Source organism: Delftia acidovorans NBRC 14950, from assembly GCF_001598795.1.
Taxonomy (GTDB): domain Bacteria; phylum Pseudomonadota; class Gammaproteobacteria; order Burkholderiales; family Burkholderiaceae_C; genus Comamonas; species Comamonas acidovorans.
The window spans coordinates 43042-63228 of record NZ_BCZP01000008.1 but is presented as its reverse complement, the minus strand read 5'-3'; the positions used below and the strand labels follow the sequence as shown (position 1 = coordinate 63228).

The 20187-nt window shown below is 68.0% G+C and carries 16 protein-coding genes; 2 read left to right on the top strand and 14 right to left on the bottom strand.

Annotation, left to right across the window (positions count from 1 at the left end; genetic code table 11):
- Window positions 1-8: 8 nt before the first annotated feature.
- The 6 genes from DA1_RS12155 to mdlC all read right to left on the bottom strand — a co-directional run bounded on the left by DA1_RS12155 (window position 9) and on the right by mdlC (window position 9550).
- Window positions 9-3182 (bottom strand): efflux RND transporter permease subunit, encoded by a 3174-nt coding sequence (locus DA1_RS12155; protein WP_034390584.1) that lies wholly within the window; start codon window positions 3180-3182, stop codon window positions 9-11.
- Entirely contained in the window at window positions 3179-4264 is a 1086-nt protein-coding gene (locus DA1_RS12150) for an efflux RND transporter periplasmic adaptor subunit (protein WP_230590711.1), read from the bottom strand. Before DA1_RS12150 ends, DA1_RS12155 begins: the two co-directional genes overlap by 4 nt.
- A 590-nt stretch (window positions 4265-4854) precedes the next feature.
- Complete coding sequence (locus tag DA1_RS12145) at window positions 4855-5853, bottom strand: Bug family tripartite tricarboxylate transporter substrate binding protein (protein ID WP_034390581.1); 999 nt, start codon at window positions 5851-5853, stop codon at window positions 4855-4857.
- 78 nt (window positions 5854-5931) lie between these two features.
- Window positions 5932-6906, bottom strand: a complete 975-nt coding sequence (locus DA1_RS12140; RefSeq protein WP_034390580.1) for a Bug family tripartite tricarboxylate transporter substrate binding protein — start codon at window positions 6904-6906, stop codon at window positions 5932-5934.
- A 42-nt stretch (window positions 6907-6948) separates the two neighbouring features.
- Window positions 6949-7887, bottom strand: a complete 939-nt coding sequence (locus tag DA1_RS12135; RefSeq protein ID WP_034390578.1) for a ketopantoate reductase family protein — start codon at window positions 7885-7887, stop codon at window positions 6949-6951.
- A gap of 28 nt (window positions 7888-7915) precedes the next feature.
- Window positions 7916-9550: a benzoylformate decarboxylase gene (gene mdlC / locus DA1_RS12130; RefSeq protein WP_172642968.1), complete on the bottom strand. Its 1635-nt coding sequence runs from the start codon at window positions 9548-9550 to the stop codon at window positions 7916-7918.
- 130 nt (window positions 9551-9680) lie between these two features.
- Here mdlC and DA1_RS12125 point away from each other — a divergent pair, with 130 nt between their 5' ends.
- Together DA1_RS12125 and DA1_RS12120 are read left to right on the top strand one after the other, a co-directional pair.
- Window positions 9681-10610 (top strand): LysR family transcriptional regulator, encoded by a 930-nt coding sequence (locus DA1_RS12125; RefSeq protein ID WP_034390577.1) that lies wholly within the window; start codon window positions 9681-9683, stop codon window positions 10608-10610.
- Between the two features lie 157 nt (window positions 10611-10767).
- On the top strand, window positions 10768-11550 hold the full coding sequence (locus tag DA1_RS12120) for a 3-hydroxybutyrate dehydrogenase (protein ID WP_012203473.1): 783 nt from the start codon (window positions 10768-10770) through the stop codon (window positions 11548-11550).
- A 26-nt stretch (window positions 11551-11576) separates the two neighbouring features.
- Here the strand turns inward: DA1_RS12120 and DA1_RS12115 are convergent, their stop codons facing one another.
- The 8 genes from DA1_RS12115 to DA1_RS12080 form a co-directional block, all read right to left on the bottom strand.
- Window positions 11577-12581, bottom strand: coding sequence for a tripartite tricarboxylate transporter substrate-binding protein (locus DA1_RS12115; RefSeq protein ID WP_034390575.1), 1005 nt, complete (start codon window positions 12579-12581; stop codon window positions 11577-11579).
- 179 nt (window positions 12582-12760) lie between these two features.
- On the bottom strand, window positions 12761-13642 hold the full coding sequence (nadC, locus tag DA1_RS12110; RefSeq protein WP_034390574.1) for a carboxylating nicotinate-nucleotide diphosphorylase: 882 nt from the start codon (window positions 13640-13642) through the stop codon (window positions 12761-12763).
- Window positions 13643-13766: 124 nt separating this feature from the next.
- The gene (locus DA1_RS12105) at window positions 13767-14717 is read right to left on the bottom strand and encodes an NUDIX hydrolase (RefSeq protein WP_034390572.1); all 951 of its coding nucleotides are present in this window, start codon (window positions 14715-14717) and stop codon (window positions 13767-13769) included.
- 198 nt (window positions 14718-14915) lie between these two features.
- Window positions 14916-16064 (bottom strand): PDDEXK nuclease domain-containing protein, encoded by a 1149-nt coding sequence (locus tag DA1_RS12100; RefSeq protein ID WP_034390570.1) that lies wholly within the window; start codon window positions 16062-16064, stop codon window positions 14916-14918.
- Between the two features lie 430 nt (window positions 16065-16494).
- Window positions 16495-17373: an SMI1/KNR4 family protein gene (locus tag DA1_RS12095; RefSeq protein ID WP_034390569.1), complete on the bottom strand. Its 879-nt coding sequence runs from the start codon at window positions 17371-17373 to the stop codon at window positions 16495-16497.
- Window positions 17374-17378: 5 nt separating this feature from the next.
- A complete protein-coding gene (locus tag DA1_RS12090; protein ID WP_034390568.1) occupies window positions 17379-17921 on the bottom strand; it encodes a CbrC family protein in 543 nt (180 codons plus the stop codon).
- Window positions 17922-18078: 157 nt separating this feature from the next.
- Entirely contained in the window at window positions 18079-19173 is a 1095-nt protein-coding gene (gene ychF / locus DA1_RS12085; RefSeq protein ID WP_012203464.1) for a redox-regulated ATPase YchF, read from the bottom strand.
- Window positions 19174-19242: 69 nt separating this feature from the next.
- Complete coding sequence (locus DA1_RS12080) at window positions 19243-20109, bottom strand: MOSC domain-containing protein (protein ID WP_034390566.1); 867 nt, start codon at window positions 20107-20109, stop codon at window positions 19243-19245.
- Window positions 20110-20187: the final 78 nt, after the last annotated feature.

Here is a 20187-nt window from a genome sequence, read left to right as displayed (position 1 = left end):
GACTCGCATCAATGGGGTTGGCTCGTTGCGGTGCGATGCCCACCCTCGTCCTCGGCGGCATCCAGATCGCCGCTCTCACAGCGTTCAGCGGCGCGGCGCTGGCGGCGCTCGGCCGCGCGGGCGGCACGGGCCTCGATCACGTAGTAGAGGTTGGGCAGCAGCAGCAGGGTCAGCAAGGTGGCGCTGAACAGGCCGCAGACCACGACCGTGGCCAGGGGCCGCTGCACGTCGCTGCCCAGGCCCGTGGCCAGCATGGCCGGCGTGAGGCCGAAGGCGGCGACGGTGGCCGTCATCAGCACGGGGCGCATGCGACTGGAGGCGCCTTCGAGCACGGCTTCGCGCAGGCCCAGGCCGTCCTCGCGGCGCAGGCGGTTGATCTGCGAGACCATGAGCACGCCCGAGAGCACGGCCACGCCGAACAGCGCGATGAAGCCCACGGCGCTGGAGACGTTGAGCGTCATGCCGCGCAGGTGCAGGCCCGCAAAGCCGCCGATCATGGCCAACGGCACCACGCCCAGCACCAGCAGCGGCTGGCGCATGTTGCCGAACTCGCCGAACAGCAGCACCAGCATGATGCCCAGCGTCAGCGGCAGGATCATGAGCAGCCGCGCCTCGGCACGCTGCAGGTTCTCGAACTGGCCGCCCCACTCGATGTGCAGCTTCTGGCGGTCGTAGTCCAGGTGCTGGTCGATGGCGGTGTGCGCATCCTTGAGGAAGCCCGCCAGGTCGCGGCCGCGCACATTGAGCTTGACGAGGATGTGGCGCTCCCCGCCCTCGCGCACGATGACGCTCTGGCCCACGGTGGTGGTGATGCGCGCCACGTCGGCCAGCGGCACCTGGGCGCCATTGGCGGCCGACAGGCGCAGCGCGCCGATGGCCTCGGGGCTGCTGCGCGTGTCGGGCGTGAAGCGCACGGCCATGTCGTAGCTGCGCTCGCCCACGTACAGCTGGCCGATGGAGGCCCCGCCCACGCCGGTGGAGATGAGCTGCGCCACGTCGGAGGCATTGATGCCGTAGCGCGCGGCAGCGGCGCGGTCCAGCGCAATGCGCAGGTTGGGCAGCGGCGGCTCCACGTCCACGGCCACGTCGGCCGCGCCGGGCACTTTCTCCAGCACGGCCACCAGGGCATCGGCCACGCGCCGGTCTTCGGCCAGGTCCTGGCCGAAGACCTTCACCGTGAGGTCGCTGTGCGCGCCGGACAGCTTGTCCTGCACGCCGTCGATCATGGGCTGCATGAAGCCCACGGAATAACCGGGCAGCTGGTCGAAGCGCGCGGCCATCTTCGCGATCAGCTGCTGCTTGGTCAGGCCCGACTTCCATTCGCCATAGGGATGCAGGCCCACGCTGGCCTCGATGTGCGAAGGCGTCCAGTAGTCGGTGCCGTCATCGTTGCGCCCGGTCTGGGTGACGATGTAGGAGACCTCGGGGAACTCCAGTGCGGCGCTGCGCAGCGCGTCGGCCATGTCGCGCGCCTTGTCCAGCGTGATGCCGGGCGGCATCTGCACCTGCAGCCAGATGGAGCCTTCGTCCAGGTACGGCAGGAAGTCGCGGCCCATGGTGCCGGCCAGCACGCCCAGCGCCAGCAGCGATGCCGCCACGGCCCCCGCCAGCCAGCGCACGCGGCCCACGGCCACGCCCAGGAAGCGGTCATAGCCCACGCCCAGCCGATGCAGCACGGGGTTGTGGAAGATCCTGCGCGGCCTGCGGAAGGCCAGCCAGGCCAGGGCCGGCGTGAGCAGCAGGGCCACGGCCAGCGCCCCGACCAGGGCCGCGCCCACGGCGCTGGCCATGGGCGAGAACAGCTTGTACTCGATGCGCTCGAAGGCGAACAGCGGCAGGTAGGCGGCCGCGATCACGCACATGCCGAAGAAGATGGGCCGCGCCACCTGCAGCGTGGCCGTGATGGCGTCCCTGGGCGTGAGCGGCCGGTTCTGGTCGGCCTCGCGGCGCCGCAGGATGTTCTCGACCACGACCACGGCCCCATCCACCAGGATGCCGAAGTCGATGGCGCCCAGCGACAGCAGGTTGGCCGGAATCTTCGCGTGGTGCATGAAGATGAAGGCCAGCAGCAGCGCCATGGGAATGGTCAGCGCCACGATCAGCGCCGCGCGCGGGCTGCCCAGGAAGACCAGCAGCACCAGGGTGACGACGATCAGGCCTTCGGCCAGGGTCTTGCCCACGGTGTGGGTGGTGCGCTCGATCAGCGTGGTGCGGTCCAGGTAGGGCACGACCTTCACGTCGGGCGGCAGCAGCTTGCCGTTGAGCTCCTCCACGGCGGCGTGGATGCCCTCCAGCGCCTGCGAGGGGTTGGAGCCTTTGAGCAGCAGCACGATGCCCTGCAGGGTGTCGGAGTTGCCGTCCTTGCCCAGGATGCCGCGCCGCTCCACGTTGCCGTAGGTCAGCCGCCCCAGGTCCTTGACCAGCACGGGCGTGCCGCTGTCCGTGGTCTTGACGACCACGTTGCCCATGTCGTCCAGCGAGCCCAGCAGGCCCACGCCGCGCACCACATAGGAGACATCGCCCCGGTCGATGACGCTGCCGCCGCCGCTGGCGTTGTTGGCATTGATGGCCTCGATCACCTGGGACAGCGCCAGCCCGTACTGCAGCAGCCGCGCCGGGTCCAGCTCCAGCATGAACTGCGTGGTCAGGCCGCCGAAGTTGGTCACGTCCACCACGGACTGGGCCTTCTTCAGGCGCGGGATCACCACCCACTGCTGCAGCTCGGACAGCTCGCGCAGGCTGCGCACGGGGCTTTCCAGCGTGTAGCGGTAGACCTCGCCCGTGGGCGAGCTGTAGGGGTCCAGCCCGGCGCGGGCACCATAGGGCAGCGTGACCTCGTCGATGCGCTCCTTCAGGCGCTGGCGCGCCCAGTAGCCGTCCACGCCGTCCTCGAAGACCACGGTGATCAGCGACAGCGCGAACAGGCTGCGCGAGCGCAGCACGTGCATGCCGGGCGTGGCCAGCAGGGCACGCTCCAGCGGGATGGTGATCTGCTGCTCTATCTCCTCGGCCGCCAGGCCTGGCACCTGGGTGACGATCTGCGAGGTCACGTCGGCAATGTCGGGATAGGCCTCCAGCGGCAGCTGCTTCCAGCTGAACACGCCATACAGGGCCGCGAAGCAAAAGACCAGCCAGACCACGCCGCGGCGCGAAAAGCCGATGTTGACGATGCGCTCGATCATTGCAGCAGCACTCCCCCGTTGACCACCACGCGCTCGCCGGCCGCCAGGCCCGAGAGGATCTCGGCCTGGCCGTCCTGCTGCGCGCCGACCTGCACGTCGCGCGGCTCGAAGCGCCAGCCGCCCTTGTCCACGAACACGCGCGTGCTGACCTGGCCCTGCAGCAGGGCCGCGGCCGGCACCATCACGGCCTGGCGCGCCGGGGCGTCGAAGCCCACGCGCGCAAACATGCCGGGGCGCAGCCGCCCTTCGGGGTTGTCCACGGCCACGCGCACCTTGACGCTGCGCGTGGCGGTGTCCACCAGCTCGCCCACGTACTGCACGCGGCCCTGCAGCTGCAGGTCGGGATAGGCGGCCAGCGCGATGTGGGCCTGCTGGCCCACGTCCACATGGGCCAGGTCGCGCTCGCTGACGCTGGCGCTGAGCCAGACCTTGCGCAGGTCGGCCACGGTCATGACGGAGGCATTCACATCGTTCCAGTAGCCGCCCTGCGAGCCCGCCATCTCGACCACGCGGCCGCTGATGGGCGACTTGACCACGTAGCTGCCGCGCGAGCCTTCCTGCACGGCCGCACCCAGCTGGGACAGGTGGTCGGAGGCGGCGCGCGCATCGGCACCTGCTGCGGCCAGCGACTGCTGCGCGGCCTCGTAGTCCTTGCGCGCGGCGATCTCGGCATCGAACAGCAGCTTCTGGCGGTCGAACTCCTGGCGCGCGTGCAGCAGCGCGGCCTGGGACTTGGCGTGCTCGGCACGCACGCTGGAGATCTCGGAGGAGTCCATGGTGATCAGCGCATCGCCGGCCTTCACCGCATCGCCCAGCTGGTGGTGCAGGCGCACCAGGCGGCCTGCCACGGGCGGCGTGATGCGGACCAGCTTTTCAGGCTCGGCCTCGATGGTGGCGGGGGCCGACAGGCGGGTCTGCAGCGGCTGCAGCGCGATCTCGGCCACCTGCAGGCGCTCGCGCAGCGGCGAGCCTTCGGGCACCACGATGAGGTTGCCTTCGCGGCGCACGGGAGCCGGCTGCGGAGCGGTGGTGGCTGCATGCGCGGCTGCCGTGGGCTCGGCCGGGCCGTTGCAGGCGGCCATGGCCACGCTGATCAGCAGCCCGCCCACAGGCCATGCAGCCGCCAGCAAGGGATGGCGCTGGTGCAGGCCATGTGGTCGGTCATGGGGTCGGCCATGTGGTTGGCCATGGGGTCGGCCTGGTCGTTCAGAAGCGAGAAAGCGGGTCATCCTGAGGTCTCCGGGCGCCACGGACCCGCGCAGACCTCTCGCCCCTTCAGGCGATCACAGGCCTCCGCCCGGGTCCGGGCAGATCAAGAAATGGAAGAAGGGAAAGACGGGAAGGGGCGGCGCGGCAGCGCCTGGCAGGATCGGGATCGGGATCGGGATCGGGATCGGGGTCCATGGGGTACTCCTTTGCGTGTGGGTGGCGCAGTCCCCGTGCAGGCCGGGAGCCCTGTTTGCTGCAGTGCAATATGTGCCCGGAATTATCTAAGGCGAAAGTGCCTGCGGCCAGCCTTTGTTGGGAAGGCTGGCCTGTTCATTGGTGGATGCGGGATATACCTTCGTATAGAAGATGGCCGGCACAAGGCCCATCGGCCCGGCCCGGACCGGAAAGAAAAAAGCCGCCAGCGCGGAGCGGGCGGCTTGCGGGCGATGGCCTGCGGGAAAGCTCAGTCCACTTTCAGGCCGATGGCTTTCACCAGTTCGCCAAAGCGCTCGCGCTCGGTGGCGTGGTGGTCGATGAAGGCCTTGCGGCTCAGGGGCGCGGGCGTGGCGCCCAGGGTGAGGATGACGTCGTTGACGTTCTTTTGCTCCAGCGCCTTGGCCACGGCAGTGCGAACGGCCTCGATCACGGACTCGGGCGTGCCCGTGGGCGCGTAGATGCCGAACAGCGTGTCCGCATCAAAGCCCGGCAGGCCGCTTTCGGCCAGCGTGGGCACGTTGGGGTACTGCGGCGAGCGGTGCGGGCTGCCGATGGCCAGCAGGCGCAGCTTGCCGGCCTCCACCTGCTTGAGGCCCGGACCCGGGTCGAACCAGAACTGCAACTGCCCGCTGAGCACGTCGCTGAGCGCCGGGCCCGCGCCCTTGTAGGGGGCGTGCACGGCATCGACACCGGCCATGCGCTTGAACATCTCGCCGGCCAAATGGGGCGAGCTGCCCTGGCCCGGCGAGCCGTAGGACAGCTTGCCGGGGTTGGCCTTCAGGTGCTTGATGAAGTCGGCCACGTTGGTGGCGGGCACGGCGGGATTGGTCTCCAGGAACACATGCACGCGCGCCACGGCAGCCACGGGCGTCAAATCCTTTTCGGGATTGAAGGCCAGCTTGCTGTAGATCATCGGGTTGATGGTGATGGCCCCGCCCGAGCTCAGCAGCAGCGTGTAGCCATCCTTGGGCGCGCGCACGGTTTCGCTGATGCCGATGTTGCCGCCCGCACCGGGCTTGTTGTCCACCACCACCGACTGGCCCAGCACCTGGGACATGGTGGGCGTGATGGCGCGCGCCAGCACATCGGCCGCGCCGCCGGGCGCGAAGTTCACCACCAGGCGCACGGGACGCTCGGGCCATTTGTCGCCGGCCTTCTGTGCCAGCGCGGGCGCCGAGGCAGCAGCGCCCAGCAGGGCCAGCAGGCCCAGGCGGCGCCAGCGGCTGAAGGGGGTTGTCTTGTGCATGAGCTATGTCTCCTTGGGTTATGAGTTCTTGAAAACGGTGAGGGCGCCTGAAGCAGCAGCGGCGCAGCGGCGCAACGGTCAATCCAGCCGTATGCCCGCCGACTCGATGACCTGGCCCCAGCGCCGGCTTTCGCTGCGCCAGTAGTCACGCATCTGCGCAGGCGTGCCGGGCAGCGGCTCCAGCGACAGCGCCTCGAAACGCGCCAGCACGGCAGGCGAGCGCAGCGCCTGCTGCAGCGCCACGGACCAGGCCTGTACGGTGGCGTCGTCCGTGCCTGCGGGTGCGACCAGGCCCTGCCAGGCATGGGCCTCGAAATCCTTCACGCCCTGCTCGGCCAGCGTGGGCACGCCCGGGTGGCTCTTGAGCCGCTCGGCGCTGGCCACGCCGATGACGCGCAGCTTGCCGGCCGCAATGTGCTGGGCCGCCGCTGCGCTGTCGGCCAGCATGAAGGGGATCTGGCCGCCGATCACATCGATCAGGGCCGGCCCCGCGCCGCGATAGGGCACATGGGACATCTTCACGCCCATGCGCTGCGACAGCAGTTCGGTGGCCAGGTGGTGGGGCGTGCCCAGCCCCGGGCTGCCGTAGCTGACGGGGCCTGGCTGGGCCTTCACCCACTGCGTGAACTCCTGCAGGTTGTGCACCGGCAGCTGGTTGCCGACCACAAGGAACAGCGGAAAGCGCGCCAGCAGGCCGATGGGCACGAAGTCCTTCTCGGCGTTGTAGGCCAGCTTGCGAAACAGGTGGGGATTGGCCGCCAGCGTGGCGAAGTCGGCCGTGAAGACCAGGCTGCCCAGTTCGCGCGTGCGCGCCGCGTATTCGGCGGCGATGTTGGTGCCGGCCCCGGGCTTGTTCATGACGACCACGGTGCGACCCAGGGCCTTGCCAAAGGACTCGCCCACGGTGCGCGCCACGGCGTCCGAGCCGCCGCCTGCGGCAAAGCCCACCACCCATTCGACGGGCTTGCCGGTCTGGGCGTGTGCCGTGCCCATGCCCAGCAGGGGCGGGGCGCCTATGGCCAGTACGGCCTTGAGTGCTTGTCTGCGCAGCATCTTGTCTCCTTCTTGTAGTGGCTCGTTTTGCCATAAGCGCGTTCAGCGCGGTGCGACGGCGCCCGCGTTCTCCGACAGGCTGACCAGTGCGTGCAGCGTGCGCGTCACGGGCACGGCAATGCCCAGGCGGTCGGCCACATGCAGCACGGCGCCATGGATGGCGCCCGTCTCGGTGGCACGGCCGGCCAGCAGGTCCTGCAGCATCGAGGGCTGGTGGCCCCGGTGGTGGTCCAGCGCATCGCGCACGGCGCCGCCCACGCGCTCGGCGCTGGCAGCGACGCCATGGGCATGGGCGACGGACAGCACCTCGTCCAGCACGCGCTGCAGCAGGGCCTCGCCCTGCGGATTGGCCAGTCCGTCCACGGTCTGGCGCGTCACGGCGCACACGCCGTTGAAGGCGGCATTGAAGGCCAGCTTTTCCCAGATGGCTTCCTGCACCTGCGGGTCGATGCGGCAATGCATGCCTGCGCGGTTGAGTTCATCCGCCAGTTGGTCGAAGACCGCGCTGCGCTGGCCATTGCAAGGCATGAAGCGGATACCGCCCTGCCCCATGGAGCTGACCTCGCCCGGCGACATCACGCGCGCAGGCCAGGTTGTCACGCCCACGGCGATGCGTTCGAGCGGCACCATTTCACGCAACACATCGGCATGCCCTATGCCGTTTTGCAGGCTCAGGAAATGCGTGTCCGGCCCGATGAGGTGGGCAATGCCCTGCAGTGCAGCGCGCGTGTGGGCCGACTTGGTGAAGACCAGCCACAGCGCGGGCCCGGCCGTGAGCTGCTCGGCCCGCGCCGCATGCACGCGGGCCTGCAGCAGCCCCTCATCGGTGTGGCAGCGCGCGCCATCGCGGTTCAGGGCCTGCAGCAGTTCGTCGTTCACATCGACCAGGGTCACGTCCAGGCCGATGCGGGCCAGCCGCGCCCCGAACAGGGTGCCCATGGCGCCTGCGCCGAGGATGCCTATGCTTCTTGTGTTTTCCATTGCCGTGTCTCCTGCAGGGGGCTTCGCCTCAGGCGACCTCGACCTCGACCACGATGGGCTTGGGATGGGCCAGCGCGCGGGCCAGCACATCGGCCAGCTCGGCCGCGTTCTCCACATGCACGCCGTCGCAGCCCTGGCCACGCGCCAGCGCCACGAAGTCGATGTCGGGCAGTTCCGTGCCCTCGACCTTCTCGCCCTCGCGGTAGCCGAAGACATGGGCGAAGTCCTGCAGCGCCGCATAGCGGCGGTTCTTGAGGATCACGAAGCTGATGGGCAGGCGCAGCTGGGCTGCACTCCAGAGGGCCTGGATGGCGTACATGGCCGAGCCGTCGCCGATGACGGCGACCACCTTGGCCTCGGGCTTTGCCAGCGCCACGCCCACGGCGGCCGGCATGCTGTGGCCCAGGCCGCCGCTGCACATGGTGTAGAAGGTGCCCGAGTGGAAGATGGGCAGGTAGGTCTGGATGGTGGAGCGCGAGCTGGGCGCCTCTTCCACCACGATGCTGTGGCGGTCGCGCACCTGGGCCAGCGTGTGCATGGCAAAGGCCACCGACATGCGCTCGCCTGCGGCGGGCGCGGCCGGCACGGGCGCTGCGGGCCGGGGTGCGGGCGCCTGGCGCGGTGCGGGTGCGGGGCGCTGCAGCAGCTCCTCCACGCCCATGCGCACATTGCCCACGGCGGCCGTGCCCACAGGGGCCCAGGCGGCAATGGCCGGATCCTCGATCAGTTGGTAGAGCGCCGTGCCTTCGGGGATGTGCGGGCCCTCGCCTTCCACGTGGTAGGTGAAGGCGGCCGCGCCCACGGCGAAGACCACGTCATGGCCGGACAGCAGCTGCACGATGCGCTCGCGCATGGCGGGCAGGAAGCCGGCGAACAGGGGATGGTCCTCGGGGAAGCTGCAGCGCCCGCTCATGGGGGCCACGAAGACGCGGGCCTGGTGGCGCTCGGCCAGCGCGACCACGGCATCCCAGCCCTGGGCCCGGTCCACGGCCGCGCCCACGACCAGGGCCGGGGCACGCGCGGCGTCCAGCGCCTGGCCGATGAGGTCCAGCGTGCGCGGATCGGGCCGCGTCTCGAAGCCCACATGGCGCAGCCTGACGGGCTCGGCCGGCTTGTCCCAGTCATCGGCGGGAATGGAGACCAGCACGGGGCCGCGCGGCTCCTGCATGGCGATGTAGTAGGCGCGCGCCAGCGCCTGGGGCACGTCTTCGGCGCGCGCGGGCTCGCAGCTCCACTTCACATAGGGCTTGGGCAGCTCGGCGGCCTGGTTGGAGTGCAGGAAGGGGTCGAACTGCAGCAGCGAGCGCGCCTGCTGGCCCGCCGTGATCACCAGGGGCGTGCGGTTCTTGAAGGCCGTGAAGATGTTGGCCATGGCATGGCCCACGCCCGCAGCCGAATGCAGGTTCACGAAGCTGGCATTGCGCGTGGCCTGGGCATGGCCGTCGGCCATGCCCACGACCACGGTTTCCTGCAGGCCCAGCACATAGGAGAAGTCTTCGGGGTAGTCGCGGAACAGCGGCAGCTCGGTCGAGCCCGGGTTGCCGAAGATGCGCGTCATGCCCAGCTCGCGCAGCATGGCGATCACGGCATGGCGCACGGTGTAGGTCGCGGTGGAGGGGGAAGTCTGGGCGGGCTGGCTGCGGGGGGTGGTGGGTGCTTGCAAGATGGGGGCTCCTGGGGAATGGGCCGGCCGCCCGGTGCGTGCCGCGCGGTGGCCATGGAAATCGGCGCCCATGGTGCAGGCGCTTATGATTTCCAGCAATTGAATAAACTATCTAAGAGATATTCACCAAATGGATATCAAGAACCTGGACCTCAACCTGCTGCGCGTCTTCGACGCCGTGTACCGCCACTGCAGCGTCAGCCGCGCGGCCGAGGAGCTGGGCATGTCCCAGCCCGCCGCCAGCCAGGCCGTGACGCGGCTGCGCCTGCTGCTGGGCAATCCGCTGTTCGAGCGCGCGCATGCGGGCGTGCGCCCCACGCCGCGTGCCGAGCGCCTGGCGTTGGCCGTGCGCCAGGCGCTGGAGGTGCTGGAAGTCGCCATGTCCGAGGCCCAGAGCTTCGAGCCACTGCAAGCGCGCCAGCGCTTTCGCATCCACCTGAGCGACATCGGCGAGGCGCGCTTTCTGCCGCCGCTGATGCAGGCGCTGCACCAGCGCGCCCCGCATGTGCAGCTGGAGACCCTGCCCATGCCGCTGGACGGCATTGCCGATGCGCTGGACCGGGGCATGCTGGACATCGCCATCGGCTTTCTGCCGGGTGGCACGCGGACCCGGCAGACCGTGCTGCTGTCCGACCATTACGGCGTGCTGCTGCGCAGCGGCCACCCCGCACTGGCGCACGTGCCCGAAGACGCGCCACTGGCGCTGGCCACGCTGCGCCAGCTGGATTTCGCGGCAGTGCGCTCGCATTCGGAGACGCTGCGCATCCTGCAGGCGCTGCGGCTCGACGAGCGCATCCGCCTGTCGGCCGCACACTTCATGGCCGTGCCCTCCATCGTGGGCAAGACCGACCTGGCGGTGATCATGCCGGCCGAGATCGCGGCCGGCTTTGTCGAGCGCGGCGGCTATGCGGTGCGCGACGCCGACCTGCCCGATCACCGCTTCGACGTGTCGCTGCACTGGAGTTGGCGCTTCGAGCAGGAACCGGCCAAGCGCTGGCTGCGCGAACTGGTCTGCGAGCTGTTCCAGCAGCCCCGGCACCGCGAGGCCGCCGCGCCCTGAAGGGCCGGCCGTCACGGCCATGACTTGCGGGCCTGCCGACTCAGTTTCGTCTAAGAAACCGGCGCCAGACTGGTCCCTGCGCCGACAAGGGCACGCGGCCGGCCCCGCCGAAGATGGACACTGGCCTGTTTCATCCACTCTCCAGGAAAGACTCACCATGCAACTCAAGGACAAGGTCGCCTTCATCACCGGCTCGGCCAGCGGCATCGGCAAGGAGATCGCCACGCTGTTCGCCAGCGAAGGCGCGCGCATCGTCATTGCCGACCTCAACAAGGAGGCAGCCGACGCCACGGCGGCCGAGCTGCGCGCCACAGGAGCGCAGGCCATGGGCGTGGCCGTGGACGTGACCGACGAGGCCCAGGTCAACGCCTCGGTCGAGGAGGCCGCCCGGGCCTTCGGCGGCATCGACATCCTGGTCAGCAATGCCGGGATACAGATCGTGCATCCGGTGGAGGAATTCAGCTTCGCCGACTGGAAGAAGATGCTGGCCATCCACCTGGACGGGGCCTTCCTCACCACGCGCGCCTGCCTCAAGCACATGTATGCGCAGGGCCGGGGCGGCAGCGTGATCTACATGGGATCGGTGCACTCCAAGGAGGCCTCGCTGCTCAAGGCGCCCTATGTCACGGCCAAGCACGGCCTGATCGGGCTGGCCAAGACCGTGGCCAAGGAAGGCGCCAAGCACGGCGTGCGCGCCAATGTGATCTGCCCGGGCTTCGTGCGCACGCCGCTGGTGGACAAGCAGATTCCCGAGCAGGCCCGCACGCTGGGCATCAGCGAGGACGAAGTCATCAAGAACGTGATGCTCAAGGAAACCGTGGACGGCGAGTTCACCACCACCGAGGACGTGGCCCGCGTGGCCCTGCTGTTCGCGGGCTTTCCCAGCAATGCGCTGACCGGCCAGTCGCTGGTGGTCAGCCACGGCTGGTTCATGCAGTAAGTCGCCAATCGGCCCTTCTCTGGCCCTCAATCGGCCTTCAGGCCCAGCGCACGCGTCACGGCGGCATAGCGGTCGATGTCGGCCGCTATCAGCGCCTGGAATTGGCCCGGTGTCTGCCGCGCCAGGGTGTAGCCCTGGTCGCGCAAGCCAGCGCTGACGGCGGGATCGGCCAGCGCCTGTTCCAGCGTGTCATGCAATGCCTGCACCGTGGCCCGGGGCGTGGCGGCAGGTGCCAGCAGGCCATGCCACTGCTCCACCGCAAAGCCCGGCAGGCCGCGCTCGGCCACCGTGGGAACGCCGGCCAGCTGCGGCAGTCGCTGCGGCGCCGTGACGGCCAGGGCGCGCACTCGGCCTGCAGCGATCATGGCCGAGGCACTGCTGGCCGTGACCATGCCCGCCGCCACCTGGCCTGCCGCCACGGCCGTGATGGCCGGGCCGCAGCCCTTGTAGGGCACATGCTGCACAAAGCGCTTCGCATCGCGGGCCAGCATCTCGCCGGCCAGGTGCTGGGGCGTGCCATTGCCGCAGGAGGCGAACAGCAGCGGCCGTTCCTGGCGCGCCTGGGCCAGCGCATCCTCCAGCGTCTGCAGCGCGCTGTCCGCAGGCACGACCAGCACCGAGGCGATGGAACCTGCGTTGAACACTGCCGTGAAGTCCTTGCGCGGGTCGAAATCCAGGCGTTCGTAGACACCGGGGTTGATGGCAAACGAGCTGTTGGCCATCAGCAAGGTGCTGCCGTCCGCTGCGGCCTGAGCCACGGCATGGGCGCCGATGTTGCCGCTGGCGCCGGGCCGGTTCTCCACCACCACGGGCTGGCCCAGGCGCTGCTGCAACTGCTCGCCCAGGCGCCGCGCCAGCAGGTCCGTGCCGCCGCCCGGCGGAAACGTCACGACGATGGTGATGGGCCGCTCCAGGCGCGTGCCGGCCTTGCCCGGCGCCGCCAGCCAAAGCCCCGATGCGCCCGCCAGCAGCGCGCAGGCCGCCAGCGTCCAGAGTCTCCGTCGCTTCAAGGTACGCCCTTCAAAAAACATGGCAACTGCTCCACTGGGCTAGGTGCAAAAAACCGGCGCAGCCCAACTCAGGGACACCGAGCAAGGGCCTAAGCCGGCCGCGCCGCCCCGCAGCCAGGGTGTCGTTCCCCTCCCGCGCAGCGAGAGAGGGCGCCGTGCACACGGGGGAAGCCGCGCAGCGGCTCAGGGGGTGCCTCATTTCAGGTGTCGAGGCCAATGTCGAGAACCCGAGCGCTGTGCGTGATCCAGCCCACGGCGATCTGGTCCACGCCGGTCTCGGCCACGGCGCGCGCCGTCTCGGGCGTGATGCGGCCCGAGGCTTCGGTCACCGCGCGCCCGCGCGCCATGGAGACGGCCGTGCGCAGCGTGTCCAGGTCCATGTTGTCCAGCAGCACCACTTCCACGCCCAGGGACAGCGCCACCTCCAACTGCTCCAGCGTGTCCACCTCCAGCTGGATCTGCACCATGTGGCCCACGCCCGCGCGCGCCCGGGCCAGGGCTTCGGCCACGCCGCCGGCCAGCGCGATGTGGTTGTCCTTGATCAGCACGGCATCGTCCAGGCCGAAGCGGTGGTTGCTGCCGCCGCCCACGCGCACCGCGTACTTCTGCAGCGCGCGCAGGCCTGGCATGGTCTTGCGCGTGCAGGTCACGCGTGCGCCCGTGTCGGCGATGGCCCGCGCGATCGATGCCGTGGCCGTGGCCACGCCGCTCAGGTGGCACAGGTAGTTGAGCGCCACGCGCTCGGCGGTGAGGATGGCGCGCGCGCTGCCTTGGATGCGCGCGATCTCCTGGCCGGGCGCCAGTTCGCTGCCATCGCGCAGCACCGGCTCGAAACGCGACTGCGCATCCAGCGCACGGAACGCCAGCCGCGCCATGTCCAGCCCGGCCAGCACGCCCTCCTGGCGCGCCACCAGGCGCAGTTCGGCCTGTGCGTCGGCAGGAACAATGGCATCCGTGGTCAGGTCACCCGCGCGGCCCAGGTCTTCCAGCAGGGCCGAGCGCACCAGCGGCTCCAGCATCAGGTCGGGCAGCGGCGGTACCGGCAGGCGGGCACTGAGGGCATTGGCAATATTAATGCTCATTTTGAGTATATGTAGGTCAAAAAAATGTGGCGCGCGGCCTTGCGGGCTTGAGCGAGGAACTTATGCTAGATACGAGCATAAGTGCTGTCAAGCCATTGTCACAATCGGGCAAGTGCCGTGCGGCTCAGGGGGAACCGTCGATGCCCTTGGCCAGGGGCAGCTTGCTGCCCGAGATGGCCCGCTCCAGCAGCACATCGCTGCGAAAGCGGAACAGCTTGGCCGGCCGGCCCGCCGAGCCCACCGTGAGCTGGCCGGTTTCCTCGACCAGATCCTGCTGCTCGATCAGGCGGCGGAAGTTCTGCTTGTGCAGCCCGCGCCCGGCCAGGGCCTCCACCGTCTGCTGCAGCTGCAGCAGCGTGAACTCGGGCGGCATCAGCTCGAACACCACGGGCCGGTACTTGATCTTGGCCCGCAGCCGCGCCATGCCCGTGGCCAGGATGCGGCGGTGGTCGTGGTGCATGGCCTCGCCGGGCAGCATGGCGGCCGCGCCATGGACGCGGTGGGCCGCCTCCTGCACCAGTCCGGCCTCGTACAGCAGTTCGTAGCGCTGCAGCACCATGTCCTCGTTCCAGGGCCCGCCGTCCAGGCCGAAGGCAATGTCCGCGCGCTGGCGCCGCAGCGCACGCTGGGCGCCGCGCGCCTCGGCCATCCAGGCATGCAGGCGCGGAGCGATGTGCGAGCGCAGCAGGGCCGGCTCGCCGCTGCGCCAGTCTTCCCAGGGAAAGTAGCGGTACCAGTCCTGCCAGACGGCCTGCCCCGCGCTGCGGTCCGCGGATTCGCGCGTCAGCCCCAGGTAGCTGACCGAGATCACGCGCGCCCCGCTGGCATCGGTGCGATCGCCATCGGCAAAGGTGTAGAGCTGCTCCATGTAGCCCAGCGGGTGATGGGTCTGCTCCTCCACCCAGGCGCGCAGGCCGGCCTGCAGCGAACGGTGCCCCACCTCGAACGGCCCCGCCGGCAGCAACTGTCCGTCCGCCGTGGTCAGCACGCGCGGTGTGCCCTGGGTCACCGCCGCCAGCACGGCAACGAGTTCGGCATGGATGGGAGAGGCTGCGGGACTGGTGGGGTGGGGCACGAAGGTGAGGGAGGTCGGTTGGCGGGATGGGTGATTATGGTGGGTTGCAGGGGCAGCTTCGAGCCCGGCACACCAGACCGCCACGGGCCATCAGACGGTCAAATTCAACCTGTTGAGCATTGGCGTGTTTTTCTATCGCATGACTATCCGCGGCGTTCGAGCGCTCGCAGGTGCTTTTCCAGCAGTTCGGCGGTGTGCTCATTCATGCCCGCCTCCCAGCTCGCGCTCGATCTGTTCGATGCTGGGCAGGCTGCTTTGCAGGGTTTTCGGCAAGGCACGGGTGAGCTCGAAACCGGAAACGCCGATGGGTTTGTCCACGCCACGCAGCGCATATTCGGCCAGCACGTGATTGGGTTTCTGGCACAGGATCAAACCGATGGTGGGTTGGTCGGTTGCGTGTCGCAACCTGTCGTCCACAACGTTGCAGTAGAAGTTCATCTTGCCCGCGTATTCAGGCTTGAAATCGCCCCGCTTGAGGTCGATGACCACGTAGCAACGCAGCTTGAGGTGGTAGAACAGCAGGTCTATGTAGAAATCGTCTCCGCCAAGGTCCAGGTGATATTGGCGCCCCACAAAGGCGAAGCCCTGGCCCAGCTCCAGGAGAAATTTTTCCAGATGGGTGATCAGACCGGTTTCCAACTCACGCTCATGGAAACCTGATTCCAGCGTCAGGAAGTCGAACAGGTAAGGGTCCTTGAGCGTTTGCTGTACCAGGTCGGAATCCGGCGGAGGCAGGCGCAAGGCGAAGTTGCTGGCAGCTCTGCCTTGTCGCAGGTGCGCGGCTGTTTCGATCTGCATCAGCAGGACACTTCGGCTCCAACCGTTTTCGATGGCTGCGCACATGTACCAATGGCGTGCGCCCGGCTCCTTGACCTTGGCGATCAGCTCGGCATGGTGGCCCCACGGCAGGGACAGCAGAACATCAGCAGCAAACACCTGTGCGCCATCTGCCGCCACCCCCGGTGTCTGGCGGCTTTGTGCCACAGCCTGTGGCACTTTTTCGCTGGGGGCAAGTTGTGCCACGGCCTGTGGCACTTTCTCTGTGCTCCCGGCTGTGGCAGCCAGAGAGGGATACTCGCGATAAAAAGCCAGCATGCGCTTGATGTTGCGCTCGGAAAAACCTTTTTCCTCCGGCAGTTCGTTGTGCAGATCCTTGGCCAGCCGAGGGATGACTGCGGCACCCCAGCCTTCCCGTTTCTGGCGCTGGTCGATCAGTGCCCCGATATCCCAATACAGGCGGATCAATTCGGCATTGACCGCCAGCATGGCCCGCGTCTGGGCATGGCGGACACGCTGCTTGATATCGGCCAGCAGTGCCGGGTAGTCGGCGGGCAGGTGGGTGCTCATACTGCACCCCCGCTATTGGCCCTGAGTGCGTCCGGAGGGAATTCTTCGCGCACCTCGGTCCGGGCGTCACATCCAGACTTTTCCATAGCCTGCGTGATGAGCTTGGTACAGATATCGCGTTCGCCAAGCGCCTGCTTATCCATAGGACGTGATTCCTTTCTTGCTGGCGTTACCTTGCTCGGGCCTGTCTTTTCACCCTGTCGGGTGACGACGGGTCATCTTACGGCGCTCGCTCCGAAACAGCCTGGGCCTCTGCAGAGCGATCCGGCACGATCGGAAGCTCAATGGCCAGGCTCCCCACGGGACATCTGCTCTGCACTCCCGCAGAAGAGTTCGGCACGGATGGAGGGGCGGCGGAACTGGAGAGTGGAGGCGGTCGGTTGGCGGGATGGATGACTATGGTGGGTTGAAGGCGCCGGTCTGCCCCCGGTCAGGCGTGCGCGTTCACACTGCCGCCGATGTACTGGTCCACCATGGCCTTGGCCTGTCCCAGGCTGCAGCCATGCTCGCTCTGGCAGGCCCTGATGGCCGCCATCTTCTGCAGGGGATCGGCGGCGAGGGTGCGCCAGTCGATCTTTGCGGACTCTGGCGCAGGGCCATGCCGCGCGTCTCCCTCCTCCACCGAACGCACCTCCCAGCGCGCCACGACGGGAAAGGAAAGGTCCACGGCAGGCAGCCGGTCCAGTTCGGCCGCCAGTTCATCTTGTGAAATCAATGAAGCCACCTGGCGAACACGCGCCCGGGGCCCGTCGCGCCAAGGCCTGATCTCCAAGGGACGCCGACAGAAATCCTGCAGATAGTCGCCCAACTCCTGCTTCATGAAGCGCGTGGTCTGTGCGACATCGGCCCGCAACAGTTGCAAAGCCTCCGACTGCGAGAACTCATCCAGCTGATCGCTCAGGTCCGCAAAGGCCTGCAGAAATCCCGCGCAGACAAAGTCATCGAAGCAGGCGTGCGAAACACTGCTGGCCTCGTCATCGTGCAACACCAGCGCCACGCCCACGCCATGCATGTCCAGCGGCGTCAGGCACCAGGCATCGCCGGCGCCCGACTGGGCGAATGGCAGAAAGCTCCGGCCGTTCTGTGCGCCAGGATGAAGCCAGCCCTCGATGATTTCCCGGCTGGCTTCGGCATCTATCCATTCGAAGTCCTGCCAACTCATGAACAAGGGTGGGTCCTGCAGGCAGCGCTGGCGCCAGGTGGCAGCCCAATCCGGACCGTAGACGGTCTTTCCCGATGCCAGGAGGTCGCTCAACAGCGGCGGCAGCGCAATGCCGGTTTGGGTGGAGAGGTCGGCGTAGGTGGTCATTGGATTCATCCCACGTCCATATGCAGCCGATGCCGGCCGCAATGCACGCACTGGAAAAGGCAGCCGGAAATCATGCCGTCCGTGGACATGCGCTCCAGCATCCACTGCGCATCGTTCCTGTAGCTGCCTTCGATGTCGGGCAGGACTTCAGCAAGGAAAGGCTCGACGGCCTGCCTGTCGGCGTGACCCAGGAAGACACAGGGTGCGTTGCAGTGCGTGAGCCACACAGGCTGCTGCCAGGCCCTGTAGCCGGGCGTGCGCTGCGCGATCTCCAGCAGCAGCTCCCTGGCGATGGTGGGCTCGGGGTCGGCCGGATCAGGCGACACGCCTTCGATATCGGTATATCCCACAAATTCGCCGTCGTATGTCTCGCAAGCCTGCCCGCTGGCAATGCACCAGGGACACAGGTAGTCGGGGCTTTGCTGGCTGTCGAAAGGGCCTTCGTACTTGAGGCTTCGGTTTTGTCCGCAGCAGGAGCACACACCCTCATCCTGCTCGAAGACGGCTTCGTAGGCGCCGGGATGGAATCTGAAATGCGGGCGGTCCATTTCAAGGTCTCTCTTTCCCCAAGGGAAAGGCGCCATTGTCCATGGCGGCTCAGCGCGTGGAAATGAAACGTTCCTGGCAAGAAAAAACCGCGCAAAGCGCGGTTTTTCCGAGAAGCGCGGGAGCTGCTTTAGCAGCCCCGCTGCAGCATGTGCCGCCTCAGACGTTGAACAGGAAGTTCATCACGTCGCCATCCTTGACGACATATTCCTTGCCTTCGGCGCGCATCTTGCCCGCGTCCTTGGCGCCTTGCTCGCCCTTGAAGGCGATGAAGTCGTCAAAGGCGATGGTCTGGGCACGGATGAAGCCGCGCTCGAAGTCGCCGTGGATGACGCCTGCGGCCTGGGGGGCGGTGTCGCCGACCTTGATGGTCCAGGCGCGCACTTCCTTGACGCCGGCCGTGAAGTAGGTCTGCAGGCCCAGCAGGCCGAAGCCGGCGCGGATCAGGCGGTTCAGGCCGGGTTCTTCCAGGCCCAGTTCCTGCAGGAACATGTCGCGGTCCTCGTCGCTCATCTCGGCCATTTCGGCCTCGATCTTGGCGCAGATGGCCACGACGGGAGCGCCTTGTGCCTCGGCATAGGCCTTGAGGCTGTCGAGCAGCGGGTTGTTCTCGAAGCCGTCTTCGCTGACGTTGCCCACGAACATGGCGGGCTTGGCGGTGATCAGGCAGAACTGCTTGAGCAGGGGCGCGTCTTCCTTGGAGACGGGCACCGTGCGTGCGGGCTTGCCCTGGTCCAGGGCAGCCTGGATGGGGGTCAGCAGCGCCACCACCTTGGCGGCTTCCTTGTCGTTGCCCGACTTGGCGGCCTTGCTGTAGCGGTTCAGCGCCTTCTCGACGGTGGCCAGGTCGGCCAGGCACAGCTCGGTCTGGATGACCTCGATGTCGGCGATGGGGTCCACCTTGTTGGCCACGTGGATGACGTTCGGGTCTTCGAAGCAGCGCACCACGTTGACGATGGCGTCGGTCTCGCGGATGTGGGCCAGGAACTGGTTGCCCAGGCCTTCACCCTTGGAGGCGCCGGCCACCAGGCCCGCAATGTCCACGAATTCGACGATGGCCGGGACGATGCGCTCGGGCGTGATGATGTCGGCCAGCTTCTGCAGGCGCGGATCGGGCACTTCCACCACGCCGGTGTTCGGCTCGATGGTGCAGAAGGGATAGTTTTCGGCGGCGATGCCGGCCTTCGTCAGCGCGTTGAAGAGAGTGGACTTGCCCACATTGGGCAGGCCCACGATGCCGCATTTGAGGCTCATGGCAGGGCTTTCTACAGGGATTCTGGGGACAAACCCCGTATTTTAGTCAACCGGGCATTTCCTGTCGTTTCAGGCGAACTGCCAGTCGCCGGCCACGGACTGGCCAACGACCAGTTCAGCCCCGTCGTGCAGGCCTTCCAGCACGGCATTCATGCCGAAGGTGATGGCGCCATCGACACGGTCGTCCTGGCGGTAGGTACGGATGGCATCACCCACGGCGGTGCCCTGCACGGCCGTGACAGGGTCGATGTCGGGAATGGGGCAGCGTGTGCAGGGCTTGGCCATGCGCAGCCGCAGGCCCCGGGCATCGAGCACATCCAGCCCGTCGACCCGGTCCTCGTCATGGGCCTCCAGGCCTTCGATCACGATGTTGGGGCGAAAGCGCCGTGCGTCCACCGCGGCGTGGCCGGCTGCCTGCAGGCGCTGGTTGAGTTCTTCGATGGCGGCCTGGCTCAGTACCAGCAGCGGATAGCCGTCCGCGAAGTGCACAGGTGCGGCCTCGCCCCCGGTCCAGCGCTCGCTGGTGCGGCGCGGCGCGGCCGGGTCGAAGCGCACCAGGGAGCAGTCCGTGCCAAGGGCCTGCGTCAGCCAGTGGGCGGCCTCGGGGCCCATGTCCCAGGCCTGCACCCAGTCCGACCAGACGCGCGCCCGGCGCTCCGGCCCCGTGGCCTGCAGCGCGATGCGCAGCGGCGGCTGCTGGGGAAAGTGCAGCACCAGGTGCCCGGCCTCCAGCTCGGGGCGTATCCAGGCCATGCGCGGATGGTCGCGCTGGGTCAGGAATTCGCCTTGCGCATCGACCACCATCCAGTGGCGGTCCCAGGCCAGGCCGGTGGCGCCGACGCCGCTGCTTTGCAGCGCGATGCCCGCGCAGGATTTGACGGGATATACCCACAACTGGGCAATGCGGCCCTGCACGTCTCTTTCTTGGTCAAACATCGGATAGCTCTTTTTGGGAAATCTGGAGTGTGTATGCCATCCATGGTGCGAATGGCGCCATGCGATGGGCGGCAATAT